Source organism: Streptomyces pinistramenti (genome assembly GCF_020564935.1).
GTDB classification, from domain to species: Bacteria; Actinomycetota; Actinomycetes; order Streptomycetales; family Streptomycetaceae; genus Streptomyces; species Streptomyces pinistramenti.
Genome location: NZ_JAJCXB010000050.1, coordinates 12,381 through 31,900, shown reverse-complemented (window position 1 = coordinate 31,900; position 19,520 = coordinate 12,381). Strand labels below are relative to the sequence as shown.

16 protein-coding genes, 1 tRNA gene, 1 pseudogene and 1 riboswitch are annotated in these 19,520 nt (G+C 72.3%); of the genes and pseudogenes, 11 read left to right on the top strand and 7 right to left on the bottom strand.

What is annotated here, in order from left to right:
* Nucleotides 1–24: 24 nt before the first annotated feature.
* The 4 genes from LIU39_RS26990 (at nt 25) to LIU39_RS26975 (ending at nt 3,978) form a co-directional block, all read left to right on the top strand.
* A complete protein-coding gene (locus LIU39_RS26990; protein WP_227049515.1) occupies nt 25–375 on the top strand; it encodes a metallopeptidase family protein in 351 nt (116 codons plus the stop codon).
* Between the two features lie 181 nt (nt 376–556).
* Nucleotides 557–1,282 carry a hypothetical protein gene (locus LIU39_RS26985; protein WP_227049514.1) on the top strand — a complete coding sequence of 242 codons (726 nt, stop codon included), beginning with the start codon at nt 557–559 and terminating at the stop codon, nt 1,280–1,282.
* A gap of 274 nt (nt 1,283–1,556) precedes the next feature.
* Entirely contained in the window at nt 1,557–3,704 is a 2,148-nt protein-coding gene (locus LIU39_RS26980; RefSeq protein ID WP_227049513.1) for a DEAD/DEAH box helicase, read from the top strand.
* Nucleotides 3,705–3,905: 201 nt separating this feature from the next.
* Nucleotides 3,906–3,978 (top strand) — tRNA-Lys (locus LIU39_RS26975).
* Between the two features lie 28 nt (nt 3,979–4,006).
* On the opposite strand, the gene LIU39_RS26970 is transcribed toward LIU39_RS26975, so the two are convergent.
* Nucleotides 4,007–4,411, bottom strand: coding sequence for a winged helix-turn-helix transcriptional regulator (locus tag LIU39_RS26970; protein ID WP_227049512.1), 405 nt, complete (start codon nt 4,409–4,411; stop codon nt 4,007–4,009).
* A 93-nt stretch (nt 4,412–4,504) separates the two neighbouring features.
* Here LIU39_RS26970 and LIU39_RS26965 point away from each other — a divergent pair, with 93 nt between their 5' ends.
* Together LIU39_RS26965 and LIU39_RS26960 are read left to right on the top strand one after the other, a co-directional pair.
* Complete coding sequence (locus LIU39_RS26965) at nt 4,505–6,058, top strand: MFS transporter (RefSeq protein ID WP_227049511.1); 1,554 nt, start codon at nt 4,505–4,507, stop codon at nt 6,056–6,058.
* Nucleotides 6,059–6,275: 217 nt separating this feature from the next.
* Nucleotides 6,276–7,352 carry a PP2C family protein-serine/threonine phosphatase gene (locus tag LIU39_RS26960; RefSeq protein ID WP_227049510.1) on the top strand — a complete coding sequence of 359 codons (1,077 nt, stop codon included), beginning with the start codon at nt 6,276–6,278 and terminating at the stop codon, nt 7,350–7,352.
* A 10-nt stretch (nt 7,353–7,362) separates the two neighbouring features.
* Here the strand turns inward: LIU39_RS26960 and LIU39_RS26955 are convergent, their stop codons facing one another.
* Nucleotides 7,363–8,460 (bottom strand): DUF2332 domain-containing protein, encoded by a 1,098-nt coding sequence (locus LIU39_RS26955; RefSeq protein WP_227049509.1) that lies wholly within the window; start codon nt 8,458–8,460, stop codon nt 7,363–7,365.
* 435 nt (nt 8,461–8,895) lie between these two features.
* Nucleotides 8,896–9,045: riboswitch (cyclic di-AMP (ydaO/yuaA leader) on the top strand.
* Nucleotides 9,046–9,057: 12 nt separating this feature from the next.
* On the opposite strand from LIU39_RS26955, the gene LIU39_RS26950 reads away from it, so the two are divergent.
* Nucleotides 9,058–10,203, top strand: a complete 1,146-nt coding sequence (locus LIU39_RS26950; protein ID WP_227049508.1) for a M23 family metallopeptidase — start codon at nt 9,058–9,060, stop codon at nt 10,201–10,203.
* 115 nt (nt 10,204–10,318) lie between these two features.
* Entirely contained in the window at nt 10,319–11,260 is a 942-nt protein-coding gene (locus tag LIU39_RS26945; RefSeq protein ID WP_227049507.1) for an aldo/keto reductase, read from the top strand.
* A 99-nt stretch (nt 11,261–11,359) separates the two neighbouring features.
* Here LIU39_RS26945 and LIU39_RS26940 read toward each other — a convergent pair whose 3' ends face one another.
* The gene (locus LIU39_RS26940; RefSeq protein ID WP_227049506.1) at nt 11,360–11,662 is read right to left on the bottom strand and encodes a hypothetical protein; all 303 of its coding nucleotides are present in this window, start codon (nt 11,660–11,662) and stop codon (nt 11,360–11,362) included.
* Between the two features lie 98 nt (nt 11,663–11,760).
* On the opposite strand from LIU39_RS26940, the pseudogene LIU39_RS26935 reads away from it, so the two are divergent.
* A pseudogene (locus LIU39_RS26935) lies at nt 11,761–12,216 on the top strand (YDG/SRA domain-containing protein); the annotation flags it as partial.
* Nucleotides 12,217–12,366: 150 nt separating this feature from the next.
* Nucleotides 12,367–12,708: an HNH endonuclease gene (locus LIU39_RS26930; protein ID WP_227049533.1), complete on the top strand. Its 342-nt coding sequence runs from the start codon at nt 12,367–12,369 to the stop codon at nt 12,706–12,708.
* Nucleotides 12,709–12,936: 228 nt separating this feature from the next.
* On the opposite strand, the gene LIU39_RS35065 is transcribed toward LIU39_RS26930, so the two are convergent.
* Together LIU39_RS35065 and trmB are read right to left on the bottom strand one after the other, a co-directional pair.
* Nucleotides 12,937–14,283: a PrsW family intramembrane metalloprotease gene (locus LIU39_RS35065; RefSeq protein ID WP_372464065.1), complete on the bottom strand. Its 1,347-nt coding sequence runs from the start codon at nt 14,281–14,283 to the stop codon at nt 12,937–12,939.
* Between the two features lie 59 nt (nt 14,284–14,342).
* The gene (trmB, locus tag LIU39_RS26920) at nt 14,343–15,230 is read right to left on the bottom strand and encodes a tRNA (guanosine(46)-N7)-methyltransferase TrmB (RefSeq protein ID WP_227049505.1); all 888 of its coding nucleotides are present in this window, start codon (nt 15,228–15,230) and stop codon (nt 14,343–14,345) included.
* Between the two features lie 208 nt (nt 15,231–15,438).
* Between trmB and LIU39_RS26915 the strand changes: the two genes are divergently transcribed.
* Nucleotides 15,439–16,428, top strand: coding sequence for a hypothetical protein (locus tag LIU39_RS26915; protein WP_227049504.1), 990 nt, complete (start codon nt 15,439–15,441; stop codon nt 16,426–16,428).
* Nucleotides 16,429–16,528: 100 nt separating this feature from the next.
* Here LIU39_RS26915 and lhgD read toward each other — a convergent pair whose 3' ends face one another.
* On the bottom strand, nt 16,529–17,737 hold the full coding sequence (lhgD, locus tag LIU39_RS26910; protein WP_227049503.1) for an L-2-hydroxyglutarate dehydrogenase: 1,209 nt from the start codon (nt 17,735–17,737) through the stop codon (nt 16,529–16,531).
* Between the two features lie 234 nt (nt 17,738–17,971).
* Complete coding sequence (locus LIU39_RS26905; protein ID WP_227049502.1) at nt 17,972–19,420, bottom strand: NsdA family TPR-like regulatory protein; 1,449 nt, start codon at nt 19,418–19,420, stop codon at nt 17,972–17,974.
* Nucleotides 19,421–19,520 lie beyond the last annotated feature (100 nt).

Sequence of the window (19,520 nt, the reverse complement as noted above, 5' to 3'; positions counted from 1 at the left end):
GGGCCGGTGGCGGAGAATGGAGGCGTGCTGGAAATGACGCGCGAGGAGTTCGAGGAACTGGTCGCCGAGGCGCTGGACCGGATCCCGCCGGAGCTGACCCGGCTGATGGACAACGTGGCGGTGTTCGTCGAGGACGAGCCGCCGTCCGACGATCCCGGCCTGCTCGGGCTCTACGAAGGGACGCCGCTGACCGACCGCGGGGAGTGGTACGCCGGGGTGCTGCCGGACCGGATCACGGTCTACCGGGGGCCGACCCTGCGGATGTGCGAGAACCGCGAAGACGTCGTCGCGGAGACCGAAGTGACGGTCGTGCACGAGATCGCGCACCACTTCGGGATCGATGACGACCGGCTGCACGCGCTGGGGTACGGCTGAGGCCATCGGGACCGGTGGGGCGCCGGATCCCGGGGTGCCGGCGGGGGGCGCGTGACGAGGGTGGACGGCTGGGCGCGATCCGGTGCGCGCGGCGCGTGTCCTCAAGCGGGGGGCGGGAGTTGGGCAAGGCGTCCCAGTCCCCGCGGCGCCGCCCAGCGCTCCGGATCCGGAGGTCCCGCCCGTGCGACCGATCCCTGCCCCGCGTCATCCGCTCCCCGATCCGTCCTGCGCCGCGCGGGAAGCGCCCGGTGGGGCGCGGATTCCCGCGCAGCCGTCCGGGGCGCCCGCCGCATCCCGGGCCCCCGTACGCCGTGCGCTGGCCCGTGCCACCGCGTCCGTGGCCGTCACCGCGTCGCTGGCCGCCGCGCTGTCCGGCTGTATGAGCGTGAGCGACCCCGTACCGAAATCCTCCGGCAGCAGTGCGCCGCACGGCGACACGGACGGCAAGAGCCGCCGCCTCCGGCAGCCCGGCGGTCTGACGGTGGACGGCAGCGGCGGCGGCCCGCACCGGACGGAGCCGCACGGCGGGTCGGGCTCCGGCGCCTCGGGCGGCCTGAGCGGTACGGGCGGCACGGCGGGCGGGGCGGCGGATGACGGCGTGCCGGACGGCGGGACGCCGGGCCGGTCCGCGGCGCCGGGCGGCGGGGAGCGGTTGCCCGGCGGCGGGTCCGGCCGCGGGAGCGGGGAGACGCCCGGTCGGGGCGGGCATTCCGGAGGCGGCGCGGAGCCGGCGCCTTCGCCGTCGGGCGGTGCCCCCTCGGTGCCCGCGTCGCCCACTCCTCCGGCTCCGACCGGATCGCCGACCCCGCCGCCGAGCACCTCCGCCGTGCCGTCGTCCCGGGCGTCCGGGCCCTCGCCCGTGGCCTCGGTGGAATCGCCGTATCCGCAGGCGGGGTGGGACGCGTAGGCGGGACGGGCGGTGGGGCGCGTACCGGTCGCCGACACGCGGGGAGGGGGAGGGGCTGGTGTCCCGTGGGGTCGGCGTGAGAAGGTCATTTGCCTTTCCGGGGGCGGAGTGCGTATGGTGGTAGATCGTTTGATCCCATTTGCCCGGCGCCAGAAAAGAAGCGCGCCGCGTGGCGCGTTCTCTCCCTTGCCGTGGCTGACCGCATAGAGGCGGTCTTTGTGAAACACACGGAGTTTGGGCGCGTGCCGAGACTCCGGAAGGTTTCGCATTTCGCATGTCAATTTCCACTGAACAGTCCGTCATGCCCGCATCCGACGAGCAGGCGGCTGCCGCGGTGAGCGAGCCGGTCGAGACGGCCGCAGCGGTCGAGACGACCGACGCCGCCCAGGTGACCGAGCCCGCGGAGTCCGCCGACGCCCCGGCGGAGCCCGCGGAGCCGCAGGTCACCTTCGGGGACCTGGGCCTCGACGACAAGATCGTCCGCAAGCTGGCGCAGAACGGTGTGACCACCCCGTTCCCGATCCAGGCCGCGACGATCCCGGACGCCATCGCCGGCCGCGACATCCTCGGCCGCGGCCGTACCGGCTCCGGCAAGACCCTGTCCTTCGGCCTGCCGCTGCTGACCCAGCTGGCCGGCGGCCAGACCGAGAAGAAGCGCCCCCGCGGCGTCATCCTCACCCCGACCCGTGAGCTGGCCATGCAGGTCAGCGACGCGCTCCAGCCCTACGGCGACGTCCTCGGCCTGAAGTTCAAGGTCGTCTGCGGCGGTACGTCCATGGGCAACCAGATCTACGCCCTGGAGCGTGGCGTCGACGTGCTCGTCGCCACCCCGGGCCGGCTGCGCGACATCATCAACCGTGGCGCCTGCTCGCTGGACAAGGTCGAGGTCGCGGTCCTGGACGAGGCCGACCAGATGGCCGACCTGGGCTTCCTGCCCGAGGTCACCGAGCTGCTCGACCTGGTGCCGGCCGGCGGCCAGCGGATGCTCTTCTCCGCCACGATGGAGAACGAGATCGGCACCCTGGTCAAGCGCTACCTGACCGACCCGGTCACGCACGAGGTCGACAGCGCCCAGGGCAACGTCACGACCATGACGCACCACGTCCTCGTCGTGAAGCCGAAGGACAAGGCGCCGGTCACCGCCGCCATCGCCGCCCGCAAGGGCCGCACCATCATCTTCGTCCGCACCCAGCTCGGCGCCGACCGCGTCGCCGAGCAGCTGCGGGACGCCGGCGTGCTCGCCGACGCGCTGCACGGCGGCATGACGCAGGGCGCGCGTACCCGCACCCTGGCCGACTTCAAGGACGGCTACGTCAACTGCCTGGTCGCCACCGACGTCGCCGCCCGCGGCATCCACGTCGACGGCATCGACCTGGTCCTGAACGTCGACCCGGCCGGTGACCACAAGGACTACCTGCACCGTTCCGGCCGTACGGCCCGTGCGGGCCGGTCCGGCACCGTCGTGTCGCTCTCGCTGCCGCACCAGCGCCGGCAGATCTTCCGCCTGATGGAGGACGCCGGTGTGGACGCCTCTCGGCACATCGTCGGCGGCGCCGGTGCCTTCGACGACGACGTCGCCCAGATCACCGGTGCGCGCTCGCTCACCGAGGTCCAGGCCGAGTCCGCCGCCAACTCCGCCAAGCAGGCGGAGCGCGAGGTGCAGGAGCTGACCCGCGAGCTGGAGCGGGTGCAGCGCCGCGCGACCGAGCTGCGCGAGGACGCGGACCGGCTGACCGCCCGCGCCGCCCGTGAGCGTGGCGAGGACCCGGCCGAGGCGCTCGCCGCCGTCGCTGCGACCGTGGAGGCCGCGGCCGCCGAGGTCGCCGCCGTGCCGGCCCAGTCCACCGCGCCGGAGGAGCGCCGTCCGGCCGAGCGCAGCAACCGCGACGAGCGGGGCAACTTCGAGCGCCGTGACCGTCGTGACGACCGTCGGGACGACCGCTCGGGTGGCGGTTTCAGCCGTGACCGTCGCGATGACCGTTCCGGTGGCGGCCGTTCTTTCGACCGTCGTGACGACCGGTCGGGCGGTGGCTTCAACCGTGACCGTCGGGACGACCGTTCCGGTGGCGGTTTCAGCCGTGACCGTCGCGATGACCGTTCCGGTGGCGGCCGTTCCTTCGACCGTCGTGACGACCGTTCCGGCGGTGGCTTCAACCGCGACCGCGGCGACCGTCCGAGCCGTCCGTTCAACCGTGACGACCGTTCCGGTGGCCGTCCCGCATCCGGTGGCTTCCGCTCCGGCGGCGGCGACCGTCCGTTCAACCGTGACGACCGTTCCGGCGGCCGCCCCGCATCCGGTGGCTTCCGCTCCGGCAGCAGCGACCGCCCCTACGGCCGTCGTGACGACCACCGTGGCTCGGGCGCCGGCACCGGCTCCTTCGGCCGCCGTGACGACAAGCCGCGCTGGAAGCGCAACGGCTGACCCGCGACCGGCGCACCGCCGCCGGTGAGCTGATCCGCCACAGGGCCCGTACCGCACGCAAGTGCCGTACGGGCCCTGTGCGTTGGCGGTGGTGACGGGCGCTGCACCGGGGACGGGGAGGGGCCCGCGGAGCGTCCGGGATTCCGCCGATGGCTAATGCTTTCGGGCTGCGGGACGGGCTCGGGCTATGCTGCTCGGTGCGGGCCATTAGCTCAATTGGCAGAGCAGTGGACTTTTAATCCATTGGTTCAGGGTTCGAGCCCCTGATGGCCCACTTGCCGCACTGTCGGACGGTGCGTGCGTCACGCGCCTTCAGGGGCCGGCCGGGAGATTCCGGCCGGCCCTTCGTCGTCGGACCGGGTGCGGTCGGGGGAGCCGAGGGTGTCCAGGTACCACTGGCCCCAGTTGTCGAGCCGCGTCGCCACGTCCTCCAGGCTGCGTCCGGCCTCGGTCAGCGCGTACTCGACCTTCGGCGGGACCTCGCGGTAGACCGTCCGCACGACCAGGCCGTCGGCCTCCAGCTCCCGCAGCTGGCGGGTGAGCATGCGCTGGGTGACGCGGGGCAGCGCCCGCTTGAGCGTGCTGAAGCGCATCGTTCCGTGGGCGAGAAGCTGCTTGAGGATCGCCAGTTTCCAGCGGCCGCCGAGTACTTCCATGGCGACTTCGATCGCGCAGTGCTGGGGGGTGTTCGGTACGTCGCCGCGCACGGTCCCGCCCTTCCCGTAGGTATACGAAGTGGTACTACAGCACTTTCCTGTGCGTACTTGTTCTTCCTGGTCAGTAGAGCAGACAGTGCAGCCATGGCGAACTGTGAAGCCGGTACGCGTACCGGATTACCGACCGAGGAAAAGGAGGCGGCGCCCTCGGCACGGCGATGGGCGGTGCTCGCCGTCCTGTGCGTCAGCCTGCTGCTGTGCGGCATCGACCTGACGGTCCTGCACGCCGCGGTGCCCCGCATGAGCCGGGAGTTGCGTCCCACCGGCGCGCAGCTGCTGTGGATCGTGGACGTCTACGCCCTGACGCTGGCCGCCCTGCTGGTGACCTGCGGCACGCTGGGCGACCGCATCGGCCGCAAACGCATGGTGCTCGGCGGCTTCGCGCTGTTCGGGCTGGCCTCCGCGGCCGCCGCGTTCTCCTCCTCCACGGCCCAGCTGATCGCCTCGCGCGCCCTCCTCGGAGCCGGCGCCGCGATGATCATGGCGTCGACCGTGGCCCTCATCCGCGTCGTGTTCACCGATGCCCGCGAACGGTCCGTCGCGATCGGCATCTGGACCGCGGCACACAGCGTGGGGGCGGCCGTCGGGCCTCTGGTGGGCGGCTTCGTGACGGAGCGCTGGGGGTGGGGCGCCGTCTTCCTCGTCAACGTTCCCCTCGCCCTGGCCATTTTCGTGATCGGCTCCCGCGTCGTCCCCGAGTCGAAGAATCCCGTTCCTCGCAGGTGGGACGTGGCGAGCGTGGCGCTGTCGATCACCGGTCTCGCCGGTGTGGTCTACGCGCTCAAGCAGGCCGGCGAACACCTCCGGGCGGACCCGGCCGTCGTCGCCGCCGCCCTCGGCGGTGCGCTGCTGCTCCTCCTCTTCGTCCGGCGCCAGCGCCGGCTGGCCGAACCGCTGCTGGACGTCACCCTCTTCGCCGACCGCCGCTTCTCCACCGCCACCCTCTGCGTCATCGTCTGCTTCGGCAGCTACGTCGCCCTGCTGTTCTTCCTCACGCAGTGGCTGCAACAGGTGGGCGGGTACGCGCCGTTGCGGGCCGGCCTCGCGCTGGTGCCGCTGGCGGCCGCCAACGCCGCCGGAGCGGCCACCGCCCCCTGGGTGTCCGGCCGTTGGGGCACCCGAGGGGCGCTGACCGGGGCCCTGACGGCCTTCGCGCTGGCGCTGGCGGCGCTGGCCGCGACCGGTGACACCGGCAACTACGGCGCGCTGGTGCCGCTGCTCCTGGTGGCCGGTTACGGCGCGGGGACCGTCATGACGCTGGGGGCCGACTCCCTCATGGGCGCCGCCGCACCGGAACGCTCCGGGGAAGCCGCCGCCATCCAGGAGACCTCCTTCGAACTGGGCGCAGGGCTCGGCGTCGCCGTACTGGGCACCGTCCTGACGGCCGCGTACCGCCTGACGATGCCGGCCACCCCCGGCCTGTCACCCGGCCACCGGGCCGCCGCGAGCCGGTCGTTCGCGGCCGCCGATGACACCGCGGGCCGGCTCGGGCGGTCCGCCGCCGGCACGGTGCTGAACGCCGCCCGGCACGCCTACGACCACGGGTTCACCGCGGTCTGCGCCCTCGCGTCCTTCGGCCTGCTCGGCACGGCGCTGCTGGCGGCCACGCTGCTGCGCACCCGGCGCGCCGGGCCCTGACCGCCCCGTGACCCGTCCGGCCCACGAGGAGTCGCTGCCCGGCCCGGCACCCGAAAGCCTGGGGGACGGGTGCCGGGCGCCGACGGACGGTGGGACCGGCCGGGCCCGGCGGACGAAGGGGCCGACGGGCGCCAGGAGCGGGAAGAGGCCGGTGCGGATGCGTCGAGGCGGGAGGGCCCGCACGGGCGACGGGGAACGGCGGGCACGCCGGGCGCGGATGTCGCCCTTCGGCCGCAGGCTGGCGCGCTGGCTGCCCGCGATCCTGATCGTCGCCGGCCTCGTCTTCGACACGGTCACCCCGGCCCGCTACACCGCATCGCCGTTCTTCTCCGCCGCGCCCCTGGTCGCCGCGCCCCTGCACTCCCTGCGCAGCACGGCCGTCACGGCGGCCACCGCGGTGGCCGGCGAGCTGTGGGTCCTGATCTATCACGGTGCCCATGACGTCAACGAGTCCGCGACGGAAGCCTCGACGGTCTTCGTCGTCGCCGTTCTCGCGCTCGGCATCAACCGGGCCGTCCGCCGGTCCGATGCCACGCTGGCGTCCGTACGCGACGTCTCGGAGGCCGCGCAGCGGGCCGTGCTGCCCACGCCGCCCGAGCGGGTCGGCGGTCTCGCGGTCGCCGCCCGGTACGTCGCGGCGCGGGCCGACGCCAGGATCGGCGGGGACCTCTACGCGGTGCAGGACACCCCGTACGGCGTCCGGCTGATCGTCGGCGACGTACGGGGCAAGGGCCTCGAAGCGGTGGAGGCCGCCGTGATCGTCATCGGGGCGTTCCGGGAGGCGGCGGAGCAGGAGGCCACCCTGGAGGGGGTGGCCGGGCGGCTGGAGCGGGCGTTGCAGCGGGAGGGCGGGCGGCGCGAGGGGCTCGACCAGTTCGAGGGGTTCACCACCGCCGTCCTCGCGGAGATCCCGCCCACGGAACACGTCCTGCGCGTCCTCAACCGTGGGCATCCGCCGCCCCTGCTGCTCGCTCCGGACGGCGGGCTGCGGGCGCTGCCCCCGGCGTCGGCGGCGCTGCCGCTGGGGCTGAGCGAGGTGGCGGTGTGGCCCGACCGGGCGGACGAATCGTTCTTCCCCGCCGGGTCGGTCCTGCTGCTGTTCACCGACGGGCTGACCGAGGCCCGCAACCGCGCGGGGGTCTTCTACGACCCGGTCGCCCGGCTGCGCGGCCGCCACTTCGCGGGGCCCGAAGCGCTGCTGGACACGCTGGTCGCGGAGGTCGCCCACCACACCGGCGGGGCGGGGACGGACGACATGGCGCTGCTGGCGGTGCAGCGGCCGCTGCCCGTGTAGACGGTGCCGGCTACCGCGTCCCGGCCACCCAGTGCAGGCTCTGGCCGTGCTGCCCGGTGAGGGCGACCGGGCGCTCGTCCAGGGAGAGCGTCAGCAGCGGCTCACGCTCCGCCGGGCCGAGCACGTCGCTGCGCGGGGCGGCGATCCACGGCAGGACGGAGTGGTGCTCCTGCGAGATCCAGTGGCCCGGCCCCGGCCGCTCCGTGAGCAGCGTCCGTACGAGGCCGGCGAACCGTTCCCTGCGGGCGAGCGGCAGGTAGGTCAGCACGGACGTGTGGAAGACGACCAGTGTCGCGTCGGCCGGGGCGTCGGCCGCGAGCGCGGGCAGCTCGTCGACGAGGTCGCCGCGCACGATCCGGGGCCGCGGCGCTCCTCGTACGGCGTCGACGGCCGCCGCCAGTTGCCGTGCGCGCCCGGTCGCCCCGGGCCAGACGAGCGCCTGGAGCCAGCGCAGCGCGTCCGGATCGTCGGCCGGATCCAGCGGATTCAGGTCGATGCCGGCCCGCCAGACGACCTCGGGCAGCGGTCCGTGCGGGGCCGCGCAGCCGTCCGGCACCCGGGCCTCCCGGCTCGTACGGCACCGGAACGTGACGGGACTGTCGGGCGCGCCGGCCTCCACGACCGGGCCGCGGGCCGCGGCCCCGTACTCCTCGTACGCGTACCGATAGCGGTCCGGGTACAGGCACAGGCCGGCCGATGCGCCGACCTCCAGGAGGGCCAGCGGCTGAGGCAGGCGGGCCAGCAGGGGGAGGAGGGTGGCGCAGCGGGCCGGTTCGTTGGTCTGGGTGGCGCGCTGCATGATCACCGCGCAGACCTCGTCCCAGTGCCTGACGGTCCACTCGCGCCAGCGGCGGTAGGCGAGGTCGCCGCGCGGGCCCTGCTCGGCGTGCGGGCCTTCGAGGTGGCGGACGGCCGCGAGGAGGAGGTTCGGCTGCTGCTTGTTGCCGGGCGGCAGCGAGCCCGCCAACAGCTCGCAGAATTCCGGGTCCTGGCCGATCCGCGCCGTCAGCTCCTCGTGGGCGTCGCACTGCCCCCGGGCCTGCCACCAGGAGAAGTCCCGGTAGCGATCCGCCAGTGTCTGCGTGCTGTTGACGAAGTTGACGACCATGATCCGACGCTACTTCCCTCACGTTCCGTAGTTGTCGTGCACCCCTCCGCATAACAAGTGATGCACAATCACGCGCAGCCCGTTTCCCGTTGAAGGGTCAACTCGCCCTGTTTAGAACCCTGGTGGGTCTATAAGTCCAGGCCAAAGCTGATGAGTAGGGGGTGCGGATTCGTGAGAACGCTTGGAAATCGGCGGCCCTCTCTATTACTGTCCGATAACGGAGCGCGGTCGTCCCAGCCGTCGCAAGGGCGGCGCCGTGCGCCGACGCTGAATCCTGCAAGCGCTCTTCGGGCGCCTCGGGTATCACAGGCACCACCGCTGGTCACGACCTGCACGTTCACCGCAGCACGCCGCGTTACACCGCAGTACCGCAGCATCGAAATTTCATGAACTGCCGTGAACTGCAAGGAACTTCCGTGAACTGCGGGGGATCGTCCTGGATGCCCGATGAATCCCGAACCGCGCGGAGGGAACCGGGGAACCACCACCATGGGGTGAATCGGACGCCTCGCGCCAGAGGCGCCCGTAGGAGACCTTCCTGCTCCGAACCCGTCAGCTAACCCGGTAGGCGAGAAGGAAGGAAAGGAGTGCGCCCCCGTGGCGTCCAACAGGTCTGCCCCCGAGGCCCCGTCCGCCTACGCCCTCGACGAGACCGGCCCCTTCGACGGCTCCCGGCCCTTCGGCGGTGCCCCCGCCGATGGCCCCGGCCGTGACGGCGCGGGCGACGGCCCGTGGGAGGAATGGAACCCGACCGAGGAATCCGCCCGCGCCGCCCGTGGCAAGCACCGGGTCGCCAAGCAGCGGGGCGGCGGATTCGCCCGCGGCGGCACGGTCCTTGGTGTCGGCGTCATCGCGGCGGTCGGCGCCGGCGGGATGGCCACGGCGGAGGACAAGCCGCCGGTGCCGATCTCCGTGCCGGACCTCGGCCAGATCGCCGACGATCTCTCCGAGAAGCTGCCGGACGCCGCGTCCCTCCCCGGCATCGGCCCCCTGATATCCGACGACTCCGACGCGGCCTCCGGCACCCCCGCCACATCCGCCACGTACGCATCGGCCCCGCTCTCCTCCGCCGGCATCGCCCCGGCCGATGGCACCCAGGGGACGGGCGGCGCGGGCGAGGCGCTGCGCAGCCGCATCCTCCAGCAGGCCGACGCGCAGCAGAGCGCCGCCGAGCGGGACGCCCGTGACGCGGCCGAGCAGTCAGCCGTCGAGCAGTCCGAGAAGACCGCTTCGGCGGCGCAGAGGAAGGCCGCGGCGGCCAAGGAGGCGGCACAGGCCGAGGCCGAACGCGAGGCGAAGGCGGCGGCCCGCAAGAAGGCGGAGGCCGAGCGGCTGGCCGAACTCGCGAAGAGCTACCTCCTCCCGGTCACCTCGTACACCCTCACGGCGAGCTTCGGCCAGGCCGGCGACCGCTGGGCTGCGGACCACACCGGGCAGGACTTCGCCGCCCCGACCGGCACTCCCGTCAAGGCAGTTCACTCCGGCACCATCACCCAGGCGGGCTGGGCCGGCTCGTACGGCTACCGCGTCGTCCTCACCCTCGACGACGGCACGGAACTCTGGTTCTGCCACCTCTCGTCCATGGTGAAGACCTCGGGCAAGGTCGGCACCGGCGAGGTCATCGCCCGCGTCGGCGCCACCGGAAACGTCACAGGACCCCACCTCCACCTGGAGGTCAGGCCGGGCGGCGGTGACCCGATCGACCCCATGCCCTGGCTCCGGGACCACGGCCTGAAGGTCTGACCACGGTCCGGGCCGGCCGGCCGTGCGGCGGCGGGCCGGCCCGGTCGGGCGACGGATCGGGCCGGTCGGGCGGCGGGCCGGAATATCCCCGCCCCGCCCAATGCTGCAATAACGCATGACCGTTTCACGCAAGGCCCTCGGCTCACTGTCCGTCTCCCCGCTCTCCCTCGGCGGCAATGTCTTCGGCTGGACCGCGGACGAAGCCGAGTCGTTCGCCGTGCTCGACGCGTACGTGGCGGGTGGCGGCAACTTCATCGACACCGCCGACGTCTACTCGGCCTGGGTCACGGGCAACAAGGGCGGCGAGTCCGAGACCGTGATCGGCAACTGGCTGGCCGCCCGCGGCAACCGCGCCGACGTCGTCATCGCGACCAAGGTCGGCGCCCACCCGGACCTCAAGGGCCTGTCCGCCACGACGATCAAGAAGGCCGTCGACGCGTCCCTGACCCGGCTGCGCACGGACTACATCGACCTCTACTACACGCACTACGACGACGAGTCGGTCGAGGTCGCGGAGTTCCTCACCGCGCTCGACGACCTCGTCCGGGCCGGCAAGGTCCGCGAAATCGCCGCGTCCAACATCTCGGCGCAGCGCCTGGAGGAGTCCCTGGCCTGCTCCGAGCGCGAGGGCCTGGCCCGCTACGTCGCCCTCCAGCCGCACTACAACCTGGTCTCGCGCGACACGTACGAGGGCGAACTGGCCGACGTCGCCGCCCGCCACGGCCTGGCCGCCGTCCCGTACTACGCCCTCGCCTCCGGCTTCCTGACGGGCAAGTACCGCCCCGGCACGAACGTCGACAGCGCCCGCTCCTCCAAGGCCGCCGAGTACCTCGCCACCGACCGCGGCCCCCGCGTCCTCCAGGCACTCGACACCGTCGCCGCCGCCCACGACGCCGAGATCGCCACCGTCGCCCTCGCCTGGCTCGCCGCCCGCCCCACGGTCGCCGCCCCCCTCGCCAGCGCCCGCACGGTCACCCAACTCCCGGCCCTCCTCGCGGCCCAGGACCTGCCCCTGACGGGCGCCGAACTGACGCTCCTGGATGAGGCGTCGGCCTGACGCGAATCCCCGTACACCGGGGCGGCACGACAGCCGTACGGGCCGGGGCGCGACTGCCGCCCCGGCCCGTACGGCCGTCCTCATACGCGCTCCCGCGCCTCACGCCCGCCGGTCGGCCACCAACCACGACGCCAGCGCCATCCCACCCGCCACCGCGAACACCGAAGGCCACGCCCCGACCTTCTTCGCGAGCGGATGCGATCCGGCAAACGCCGCCACATACGCCCCACCCAGCGCAGCCGCAGCCTTCCCTCCAGCCTTCTCCTGCCACCCCTTGACCGCCACCGCCCCGGCGGCAGCCAGCACGACTCCGCCCAGGGGCCGCTTTTTTGTCCAGCGGGCTACGGCGTAGCCGCCTACGAGACCACTCGCCGCCACAACTGCCGTTGGCACACCAGCCACCGCTACAACCTCCTCATGAGGGACAACGTCTCTGAGCCTACGCTCGGCAGTTCCAATCCGAGTGACATAGCGATCAAGTTGTGGGCAGAATTCCCCGCATGGCGAAGGCGAAATCAAAGAACCCTGTGAAGTTCGGTCCCCCTGAGGGGGTCGTCGAAGGGCAGCATTTCGAGAGTCACGTGGAGCTGCACGCGTACGGCGTGCACCGACAAAAGGGGCGGGGAATCTCCGGTACCGCGCGGGAAGGCGTCGACTCCATCGTGCTTTCCGGTGGCTATATCGACGACGTCTACGGCGAAAACGAGATCATCTACACCGGCGAGGGCGAGCGTGACTAGAAGACGCAGCGCATGGTGGGCGATCAGAGCATGGATAGCCGAGGAAACGCCGGGTTGTTGCTGAATCGAGCCCTCGGCAATAAAGTCCGTGTCATTCGAGGGTTGGACATCAAGCGACAGATAGCCACAGGTGGCTATCTGTACTGCGGCCTGTACCGGGTGGCCGATAGCTGGATTACCGTCGGCAAGGAAGGCTTCCGCATCTGCCAGTTCCGACTCGTCAAGGTCGGGCCGGATGAAGAAGTGAAGCCGCAACCCGTATCGCCAGACGGTGACACGAAGACCGACCTGGAAGAGCAGTTCCGTCGGACCGTCGCTTACGAGCGCCTGCTGCGCGACTCTGCGGTGGTGCGGCACGTCAAGGAGATGTACCAAGACACCTGCCAAGTGTGCGGTGTGCGGCTGGTGGTGTCACCCGATGGCAAGGCAATCAGCGAGGCTGCGCATATCCAGGCATTGGGGAAGCCTCACAACGGTCCGGACACGATAGAGAATGTGCTGTGTCTCTGCCCCAACTGCCACGCGCTGTTGGACCGAGGGGCTCTCCAGTTGACCGATGACTGCGATGTGATCGATGGTCTGACGCAGAAGTTCAAGTACGCGTTGACGCGGGTCAAGGAGCACCATATACAGGTGAGGTACCTACGCCAGCATCGGAGCCGGTGGGCGGAACGTCCCTCTCAGCCCGAGATCCCAGAGCAGCCGTGAGCGCCAGCCGTCCCTTCGGTTGGTAGCGCTCTAGGTTGGAGCCTCGCTGGGCACACGGGCGGTACAGGCAGAATTGTTGGCCGTGCCTCGTGTGTGGGCGAGCAGAGCACCGAGCGTGGGCGGCACGACGACATGACGACGGCCCCCGATTGGGGGCCGTTCGCTTTGGCCTAGGTCACCGTTGCCAGGTCGCTGACATACATGACGGCCCCACCCGGTGGTCGAGCGTCACTCTCTAGAACCAGGGGAGCCGGAAGCGTCTGGCCCGGCGCCGCGGCGTAGGCCAGGAAGGCGCCGATCTGGCAGTTCCCGGCCCTCCGCACCCTCCACCTCCCACGCATGCAACAACGCCGGTTCCGCCAACGGTTTGTGGTGCCACAGCTCCCGGAGCAGGGCGGCCTCGCGTTCGGTGAAGTGGGGGGTGGGGCCTGTGAGGTGGGCGCGGCGGCGGTGGAAGGAGAGGGTGGTGGCGAGGGTGGTGTAGGTGGTGACGGCGTGGGCGGCGGTGGGGCCGTGGGTGCGGCGGGCGAGGTCGCGGGCCAGGGCTCGGGTTCTGAGGGAGGCCAGGGCGGCCGGTTCGGTGGGGGTGAGCCAGCCGGTGGCGGTATAGGGGGAGAGGTAGCTGTGCAGGGACAGCAGTTCCTGGCGGCGGGCCCAGACGGCGAACCAGGTGAGGGTGAGGAGTACGGGGACGATGAAGAGGCCGTAGACGGTGAGGAACCCGAGGTTGCCGAGGGACGCGGCGGCGTTCCAGACGGCGTGCAGGAGGACGGCGGTCAGCAGGCCGAAGAGGACGAGGGCGACCCGGGCCGCGCGGCGGTGCGGGTAGCGGGTGGCGGCCGCGCCGAAGCCCAGGCCGGTGAGGATGGTGAAGAGGGGGTGGGCGAAGGGGGAGACGATGATGCGGAGGAAGAAGGTGCCGGCGGTGAGGGAGTTCAGGCCGGTGTGGCCCATCGAGAGGTCCTGGCCGAACGCGCTGCCCAAGTAGAGGACGTTCTCGGTGAAGGCGAAGCCGGTGGCGGTGATGCCGGCGATGACGATGCCGTCCGTGATGCCGTCGAATTCGCGGCGGCGGAAGCGGTAGAGGAGCAGGACGGCGGCGGCCTTGACCGTTTCCTCGACGACCGGCGCTATCACGTTCGCGCCCCACGCCTGGGTGGACGTGGGGGAGGAGTGGGCGAAGACGGTGTCCAGCCAGTCGGCGGCGAAGCCGTTGGCGAGGAGCGCGACGAGGGTGGCCGCGCAGGCGCCCCAGGCGAAGGCGAAGGCGAGGTTGCGCCACGGCTCCGGTTCGATGCGGTCCAGCCAGCGGAACGCGGCGATCAGCAGCGGCACGGGGAAGGCGGACAGGCCCAGGCCGACGAAGAAACCCTCGGTTCCGGTCTGCCGTCCGATGATCACCAGGATGAGCACGCCGGACACCGCGAGCAGCAGAATCAGCGCGGTCGTGCGCACGGCCCTGTTGTGCCAGGGCGCGCGACTCCGGTGAGCGCCCGCGTACGAGGAGGCGTACGGGCGCGGGTCGGGCGCGTACGCCGGTACGGGCGGAAGCGACGGTGGCTGGGGCGGGTGCACCTGTCGACAGTAACGAGGCGGGCGGGGCCCGGGGCGAGCCGAGCGGCCCCGCCCACGCTCTATACAGGCCGGCGGCGGAAGAGCAGATCGTGGACGGTGTGGCCCTTGTCCAGGCCCTGGCCCTCGAACTTGGTGAGCGGACGGAAGTCCGGCCGGGGGGCGTACCCGGAGTGCAGGTTCTGCAGCGTCGGCTCGGCGGAGAGCACCTGGAGCATCTGCTCGGCGTACGGTTCCCAGTCGGTCGCGCAGTGGACGAGGGCGCCGGGGGCGAGCCGGGTCGTGACCAGGGAGAGGAACTCGGGCTGGATCAGCCGGCGCTTGTGGTGGCGCTTCTTCGGCCAGGGGTCGGGGAAGAAGACGCGCAGGCCGGCCAGGGACGCGGGGGCGAGCATCTCGCGCAGCAGGATGATCGCGTCGCCGTTCGCCACGCGGATGTTGGTCAGGCCGTTTTGCTCCGCGAGGCCGAGGAGGTTGCCCTGGCCCGGGGTGTGGACGTCGCAGGCGAGGATGCCGGTGTCCGGGTCGGCGGCCGCCATCTGTGCGGTGGCCTCGCCCATGCCGAAGCCGATCTCCAGGACGACCGGCAGGCCGTCGAAGAACGCGTCGAGGTCGATGCGGGAGAGCCCGTCGATGTCCAGGCCCCACTTCGCCCACAGGCGGCGCAGCGCGTCGGCCTGGCTGGGCGAGACGCGGCTGCGGCGGGGCTGGAAGGAACGGATCCGCCGCTCGTGATGGGAGCCGGCGGGGTCGGCTGCGGGGCCGGTCCCGTCCGGGAACATCGGCTGGGTGCGGCGGAGGGTGCCGGAAGGGGACGTTCCGGTGGCCGTGGTGGCCGTGTCCTCCGGGGGCGTGCCGGGAGAGGCGCCGGGGGCCTGGGTGTCGGGGGTGACGGGCCCGGCGGCGTCGGTCGCGGGGGCGGCTTCGGGGGTGGCGGGGTTCTCGGACACAGTGCGGAGATTCTACGGGGGACCGCGACGGCGTGACCTCGCCTCCGGTGCCGCGGGCGGCGGGGAAAGAGTGATGGCGCTCTGCGCAGCCGGATGCCTACGATGCGTCGCTGATCCGCAGGAAAAGCAACCAGGGGGACGGCTCATCGTGTCGCGAGGCGGCCAGGGCAGCACCGGGAATCCATAGGAGTCGCAGGGGGCGCCGCCCGTGCCTGCGCCGCCGGCCGGGCCGGGTTTCGGGAAGCCGCAGGGTGGTACGGCCGCTGCGGGGCAGGGCGCTCCACCGGCCGTCTCGCAGCCGGGGCCGGGTGCACCGGAGGGGCCGTATCCGGGAGCGCCGGTCGACGCCGACACCGGCCACACCCTGTGGTCGAAGAACCTCAAGGGCGGCTCGTCGGAGGACCACCCGCAGGTCACGGTGAACAACAAGGTCGTCTCGGTCGCGATCGGCCGGACCTGCGCCGGGTTCTCGATCAACGGCACGGAGAAGTGGCCCCTGACGTCGCGCGGCCACGAGCGCACCGACGGGACGGCGTACAGCCCGGACCACCTGGTGTGGAGCAGCGAGCGCCCCGGCACGAAGCCGAAGCGGCTGCTGTCCGTCCAGGATCTCCAGTACGGGAGCCTGAACTCGAAGACCACCGGTGACCCGCGGGTGGCGAGCGCCGTTCTGGCCGACCGGCCGCTGACGGTGCTGATGGCCTCCGATGCCAACAAGATCGCCCCCGAACTCTCTGTCCGGACCGTCGACAAGGACCTGAAGCCGGACCACACCTTCACGATCGAGGGCGAGCTGAAGGACCTGGATCTGCACCCGCGCACCACGTTCGTCGACGAGGGCGAGCAGGCGCTGGTGGCCGCGTACGGCAACGTGGGCGGCACCGCCGCGGTGGATCTCAAGCCCGGGAAGCTGCTGTGGAAGAAGCAGGGCACGCCGGTCGCGGAGGGCGATGGCGAGGTGGTCGCAGTGGCTTCCGCGCCGCCCACCGGAGGCGGCCAGGACCCGGTGCTGGTCTCGCTCCACGTGCGTGACGGCAAGCAGACGGTGAAGGGCATCCTCTGCGACCCGAAGCACTCCCTGGGAGCGCCGCACCTCATGTCGTTCACCTGGAGCGAGAACGAGCAGACGCTCTACCTGGAGGGCGAGCGGCTGTGCGGTGACCGGCCCAGCCTGCGCGCGTTCAAGCTGAACCGCTGAGGCCCTCTCCGCTTTCTCCGGCCCTGGCTGTCACCCCGGTCCCGGGACGGCAGGCAGGGCCACTGCCGTTGCCCCGGATCCACGGCAGCACCTCCGGCCGCTACCCCACGATCCCCACCACCCGCCGCGCAATCTCCCGCCCGATCGGCAAGGAGGCGGTGGCCGCCGGGGACGGGGCGTTGAGGACGTGGACGATGCCGGGGGTCTCGGCGAAGAGGAAGTCGTCGACGAGGGTGCCGTCGGGGAGGACGGCCTGGGCGCGGACGCCGGCCGGGGCGGGGCGGAGGTCGTCATCGCAGACCGCGGGCAGCAGGCGGCGGACGGTGTCGGTGAAGGCGCGGCGGGACAGCGAGCGGTGGAGTTCGCCCGCGCCGTAGCGCCAGTGGCGGCGGGCTATGTGCCAGGAGCCGCGGTAGGCGAGGGTGCCGGCCAGCTCGGCGGGGCGGACGGTGTGCCAGTCGTAGCCCTCGCGGGCGAGGGCGGGCACGGCGTTCGGGCCGATGTGGACGGCGCCGTCGATTCCGCGGGTGAGGTGGACGCCGAGGAACGGGAAGGCCGGGTCGGGGACGGGGTAGACCAGGCCGCGGACGAGCGAGGCGCGTTCCGGGGCGAGGGTGTGGTACTCGCCGCGGAACGGGACGATCCGCATGCCCGGGTCGTCGCCCGCGAGCCGCGCGATGTGGTCGCTGTGCAGCCCGGCGCAGTTGACCAGGGCGCGGGCGCGGTACACCGCCCCGGAGGCCGTGCCGACCGCGACCCGGCCGGGACGGCGGGCGATCCTGGTGACCTCCGCGCCGTAGGCGATGCGGGTACCGGCGTCCCCTGCGAGTGCGGCGAAGCGGCGGGCGACGGCGCCGAAGTCGCAGACGCCGGTCGTGCCGACGTGGATGGCGGCCAGGCCGCGCACCTCGGGTTCGTACTCGGCTATCTGGGCCGGGCCCAGCTCGCGCACCGGCAGGCCGTGCTCCCGGCCGCGCTGGATCAGGCCGTGCAGCCGGGGCAGCTCGCTGCGGTCCGTGGCGACGATCAGCTTGCCCGTGAGGTCGTGCGGGATGTCCTGTTCGGCGCAGAACTTGGCCATTTCCGCGGAGCCCTTGAGGGCGAAGCGGGCCTTGAGGGAGCCGGGAGGGTAGTAGATGCCGCTGTGGATCACGCCGCTGTTACGCCCGGTCTGATGGCGGGCGGGCCCCGGCTCCTTCTCCAGGACCACCACGCGGGTGTCCGGAACGGTGCGGGTGATCGCCCAGGCCGTGGAGAGCCCGACGATGCCGGCACCGATCACCAGTACATCGCAGTCGTACGCCGCCACTGCACCTCCCCAACCCCGGGACCACGGAACCGCCCCTGACCGCGGCCCCGCACCTCATCACCGAACGACATACCCCATCATGACGCGCGGTACTGACAACGCGGCGACGGGCGACGGACGGGGACGGAAGGGGGCAGCGCACGGAGGGGGTGGAGTGTGACGGTGTGCGCCCTTTGCCCGCCCTTCCCGCGTTCCCGGTCTCCTCCGCGCCCCTGTCTCCGCGCGTCCCCCGCCCTACGCCGGTGCCGCCAGCAGCGGCCGGGCGCGCTCGCGCAGCTCCACCACCCGGGGTTCGTCGCCGTAGGGCTCCAGACGGTGCAGGAGGTCGCGGACGTATTCGGTGGTGCGGGCCGAGGAGATGCGGCCGGCGACCTCGACGGCGCGGGTGCCCGCGGCGCAGGCGGCGTCGAGGTTCCCCGACTCCAGTTCGGCCACGGCGGAGACGACCAGGCGCAGGCCGTGCGAGCGGACGAATTCCTCGGTGGGCCGGGACAGCGCCTGCTCGGTGAAGCGGCGCACCTGGCGGGGCAGCCGCAGGTCGCGGTAGCACTCGGCGGCGTCGGCGGCGAACCGCTCGTAGGAGTAGAAGTCCAGCCAGGACGGGTCGGGGTCGCCGCCACGGGAGCGTTCCAGCCAGCCCTCGGCGGCCTTCAGGGCCACCTCACAGGCGCGCGCCTCGCCGGCCTTCGCCTGGGCGCGGGCCTCCACCAGGCGGAAGAAGCTCATGGTGCGGGCGGTGGCGAGCCCGCGGTTGCGTTCCAGGGCGGCCTGCGCGAGGTCGACGCCCTCGTCGGCGAAGCCGCGGTAGGTGGCCTGGAGGGACATGGAGGCGAGGACGTAGCCGCCCAGGGGGACGTCGGCGGCGGCGCGGGCGAGCCGCAGCGCCTGGATGTAGTACCGCTGCGCCGCCTCCTGTTGGCCGGTGTCGAAGGCCATCCACCCGGCGAGGCGGGTGAGTTCGGAGGTCGCACCGAAGAGCGCGCGGCCCACTTCGTCGCTGTAGGAGGCCAGCAGCAGCGGCGCCGCGTCCACCCGGAGACACTCAGGGACCATGGACGAACGCCAGTCGCCGCCACCGTACTTGGAGTCCCAGCGGCGTGCGTCCTCCGCCGCCTCGCGCAGCTTGCTGACGTCGCTGTGGCCGACGTGCTGCGGTATGCCCCCGTCCGCGCCCTGGGCGGCGTCCTTGTCGCGCGCTTCGGACGCCTCGCGCGCCACCGAGCTGTCGGCCGGGGATATCAGCCAGCGCGAGGCGGGGGTGGCGTACGCGCTGACGGCGAAGGATCCGGCCAGGCTCTGCCAGATCCCGCCGCCGCCGGCCCGCCGACCGGCCAGATCCAGGCGGTAGAGATCCGTCGCCGAACGCACCGCTGCTCCCACATCGCGGGGAAATGTCAGGCCGACCTCGGGTGCCGGATCCGCGTCGCCCAGGCCGATTTCGTGCAGCGGCACCGGACGCCCGAGCTTGCTGCCGATCGCCGAGGCGATCAGATGCGGCGCGGCACCCTGGGGCACCATGCCCTTGGACACCCATCGCGCCACCGACGTCTTGTCATAACGAAGCGTCAGTCCGCGCTGTGCGCCGAGGTCGTTGACCCGGCGCGCCAGTCCGGCATTGCTGATACCCGCGAGGGCGAGAACGGTGCCGAGCTTTTCGTTCGGCCCGCGTATATCCCTGGACATGCGCACCCCTCGACACAGCGACGGCCGCCCCGGTACCCCGGGGCATGCGTCCACCCAGAGTAGTTCGCCGGATCCCGACCGTTAAGGGTCGGTGTCCTGG

Bases quoted from the DNA above. Each gene is read 5' to 3' on its own strand.
- LIU39_RS26905 (WP_227049502.1), bottom strand. From the start codon at position 19,420: ATGTCCAGGGATATACGCGGGCCGAACGAAAAGCTCGGCACCGTTCTC.
- LIU39_RS26965 (WP_227049511.1), top strand. From the start codon at position 4,505: ATGGCGAACTGTGAAGCCGGTACGCGTACCGGATTACCGACCGAGGAA.
- LIU39_RS26980 (WP_227049513.1), top strand. From the start codon at position 1,557: ATGTCAATTTCCACTGAACAGTCCGTCATGCCCGCATCCGACGAGCAG.
- LIU39_RS26945 (WP_227049507.1), top strand. From the start codon at position 10,319: ATGACCGTTTCACGCAAGGCCCTCGGCTCACTGTCCGTCTCCCCGCTC.
- LIU39_RS26960 (WP_227049510.1), top strand. From the start codon at position 6,276: ATGTCGCCCTTCGGCCGCAGGCTGGCGCGCTGGCTGCCCGCGATCCTG.
- LIU39_RS26955 (WP_227049509.1), bottom strand. From the start codon at position 8,460: ATGGTCGTCAACTTCGTCAACAGCACGCAGACACTGGCGGATCGCTAC.
- LIU39_RS26930 (WP_227049533.1), top strand. From the start codon at position 12,367: ATGTACCAAGACACCTGCCAAGTGTGCGGTGTGCGGCTGGTGGTGTCA.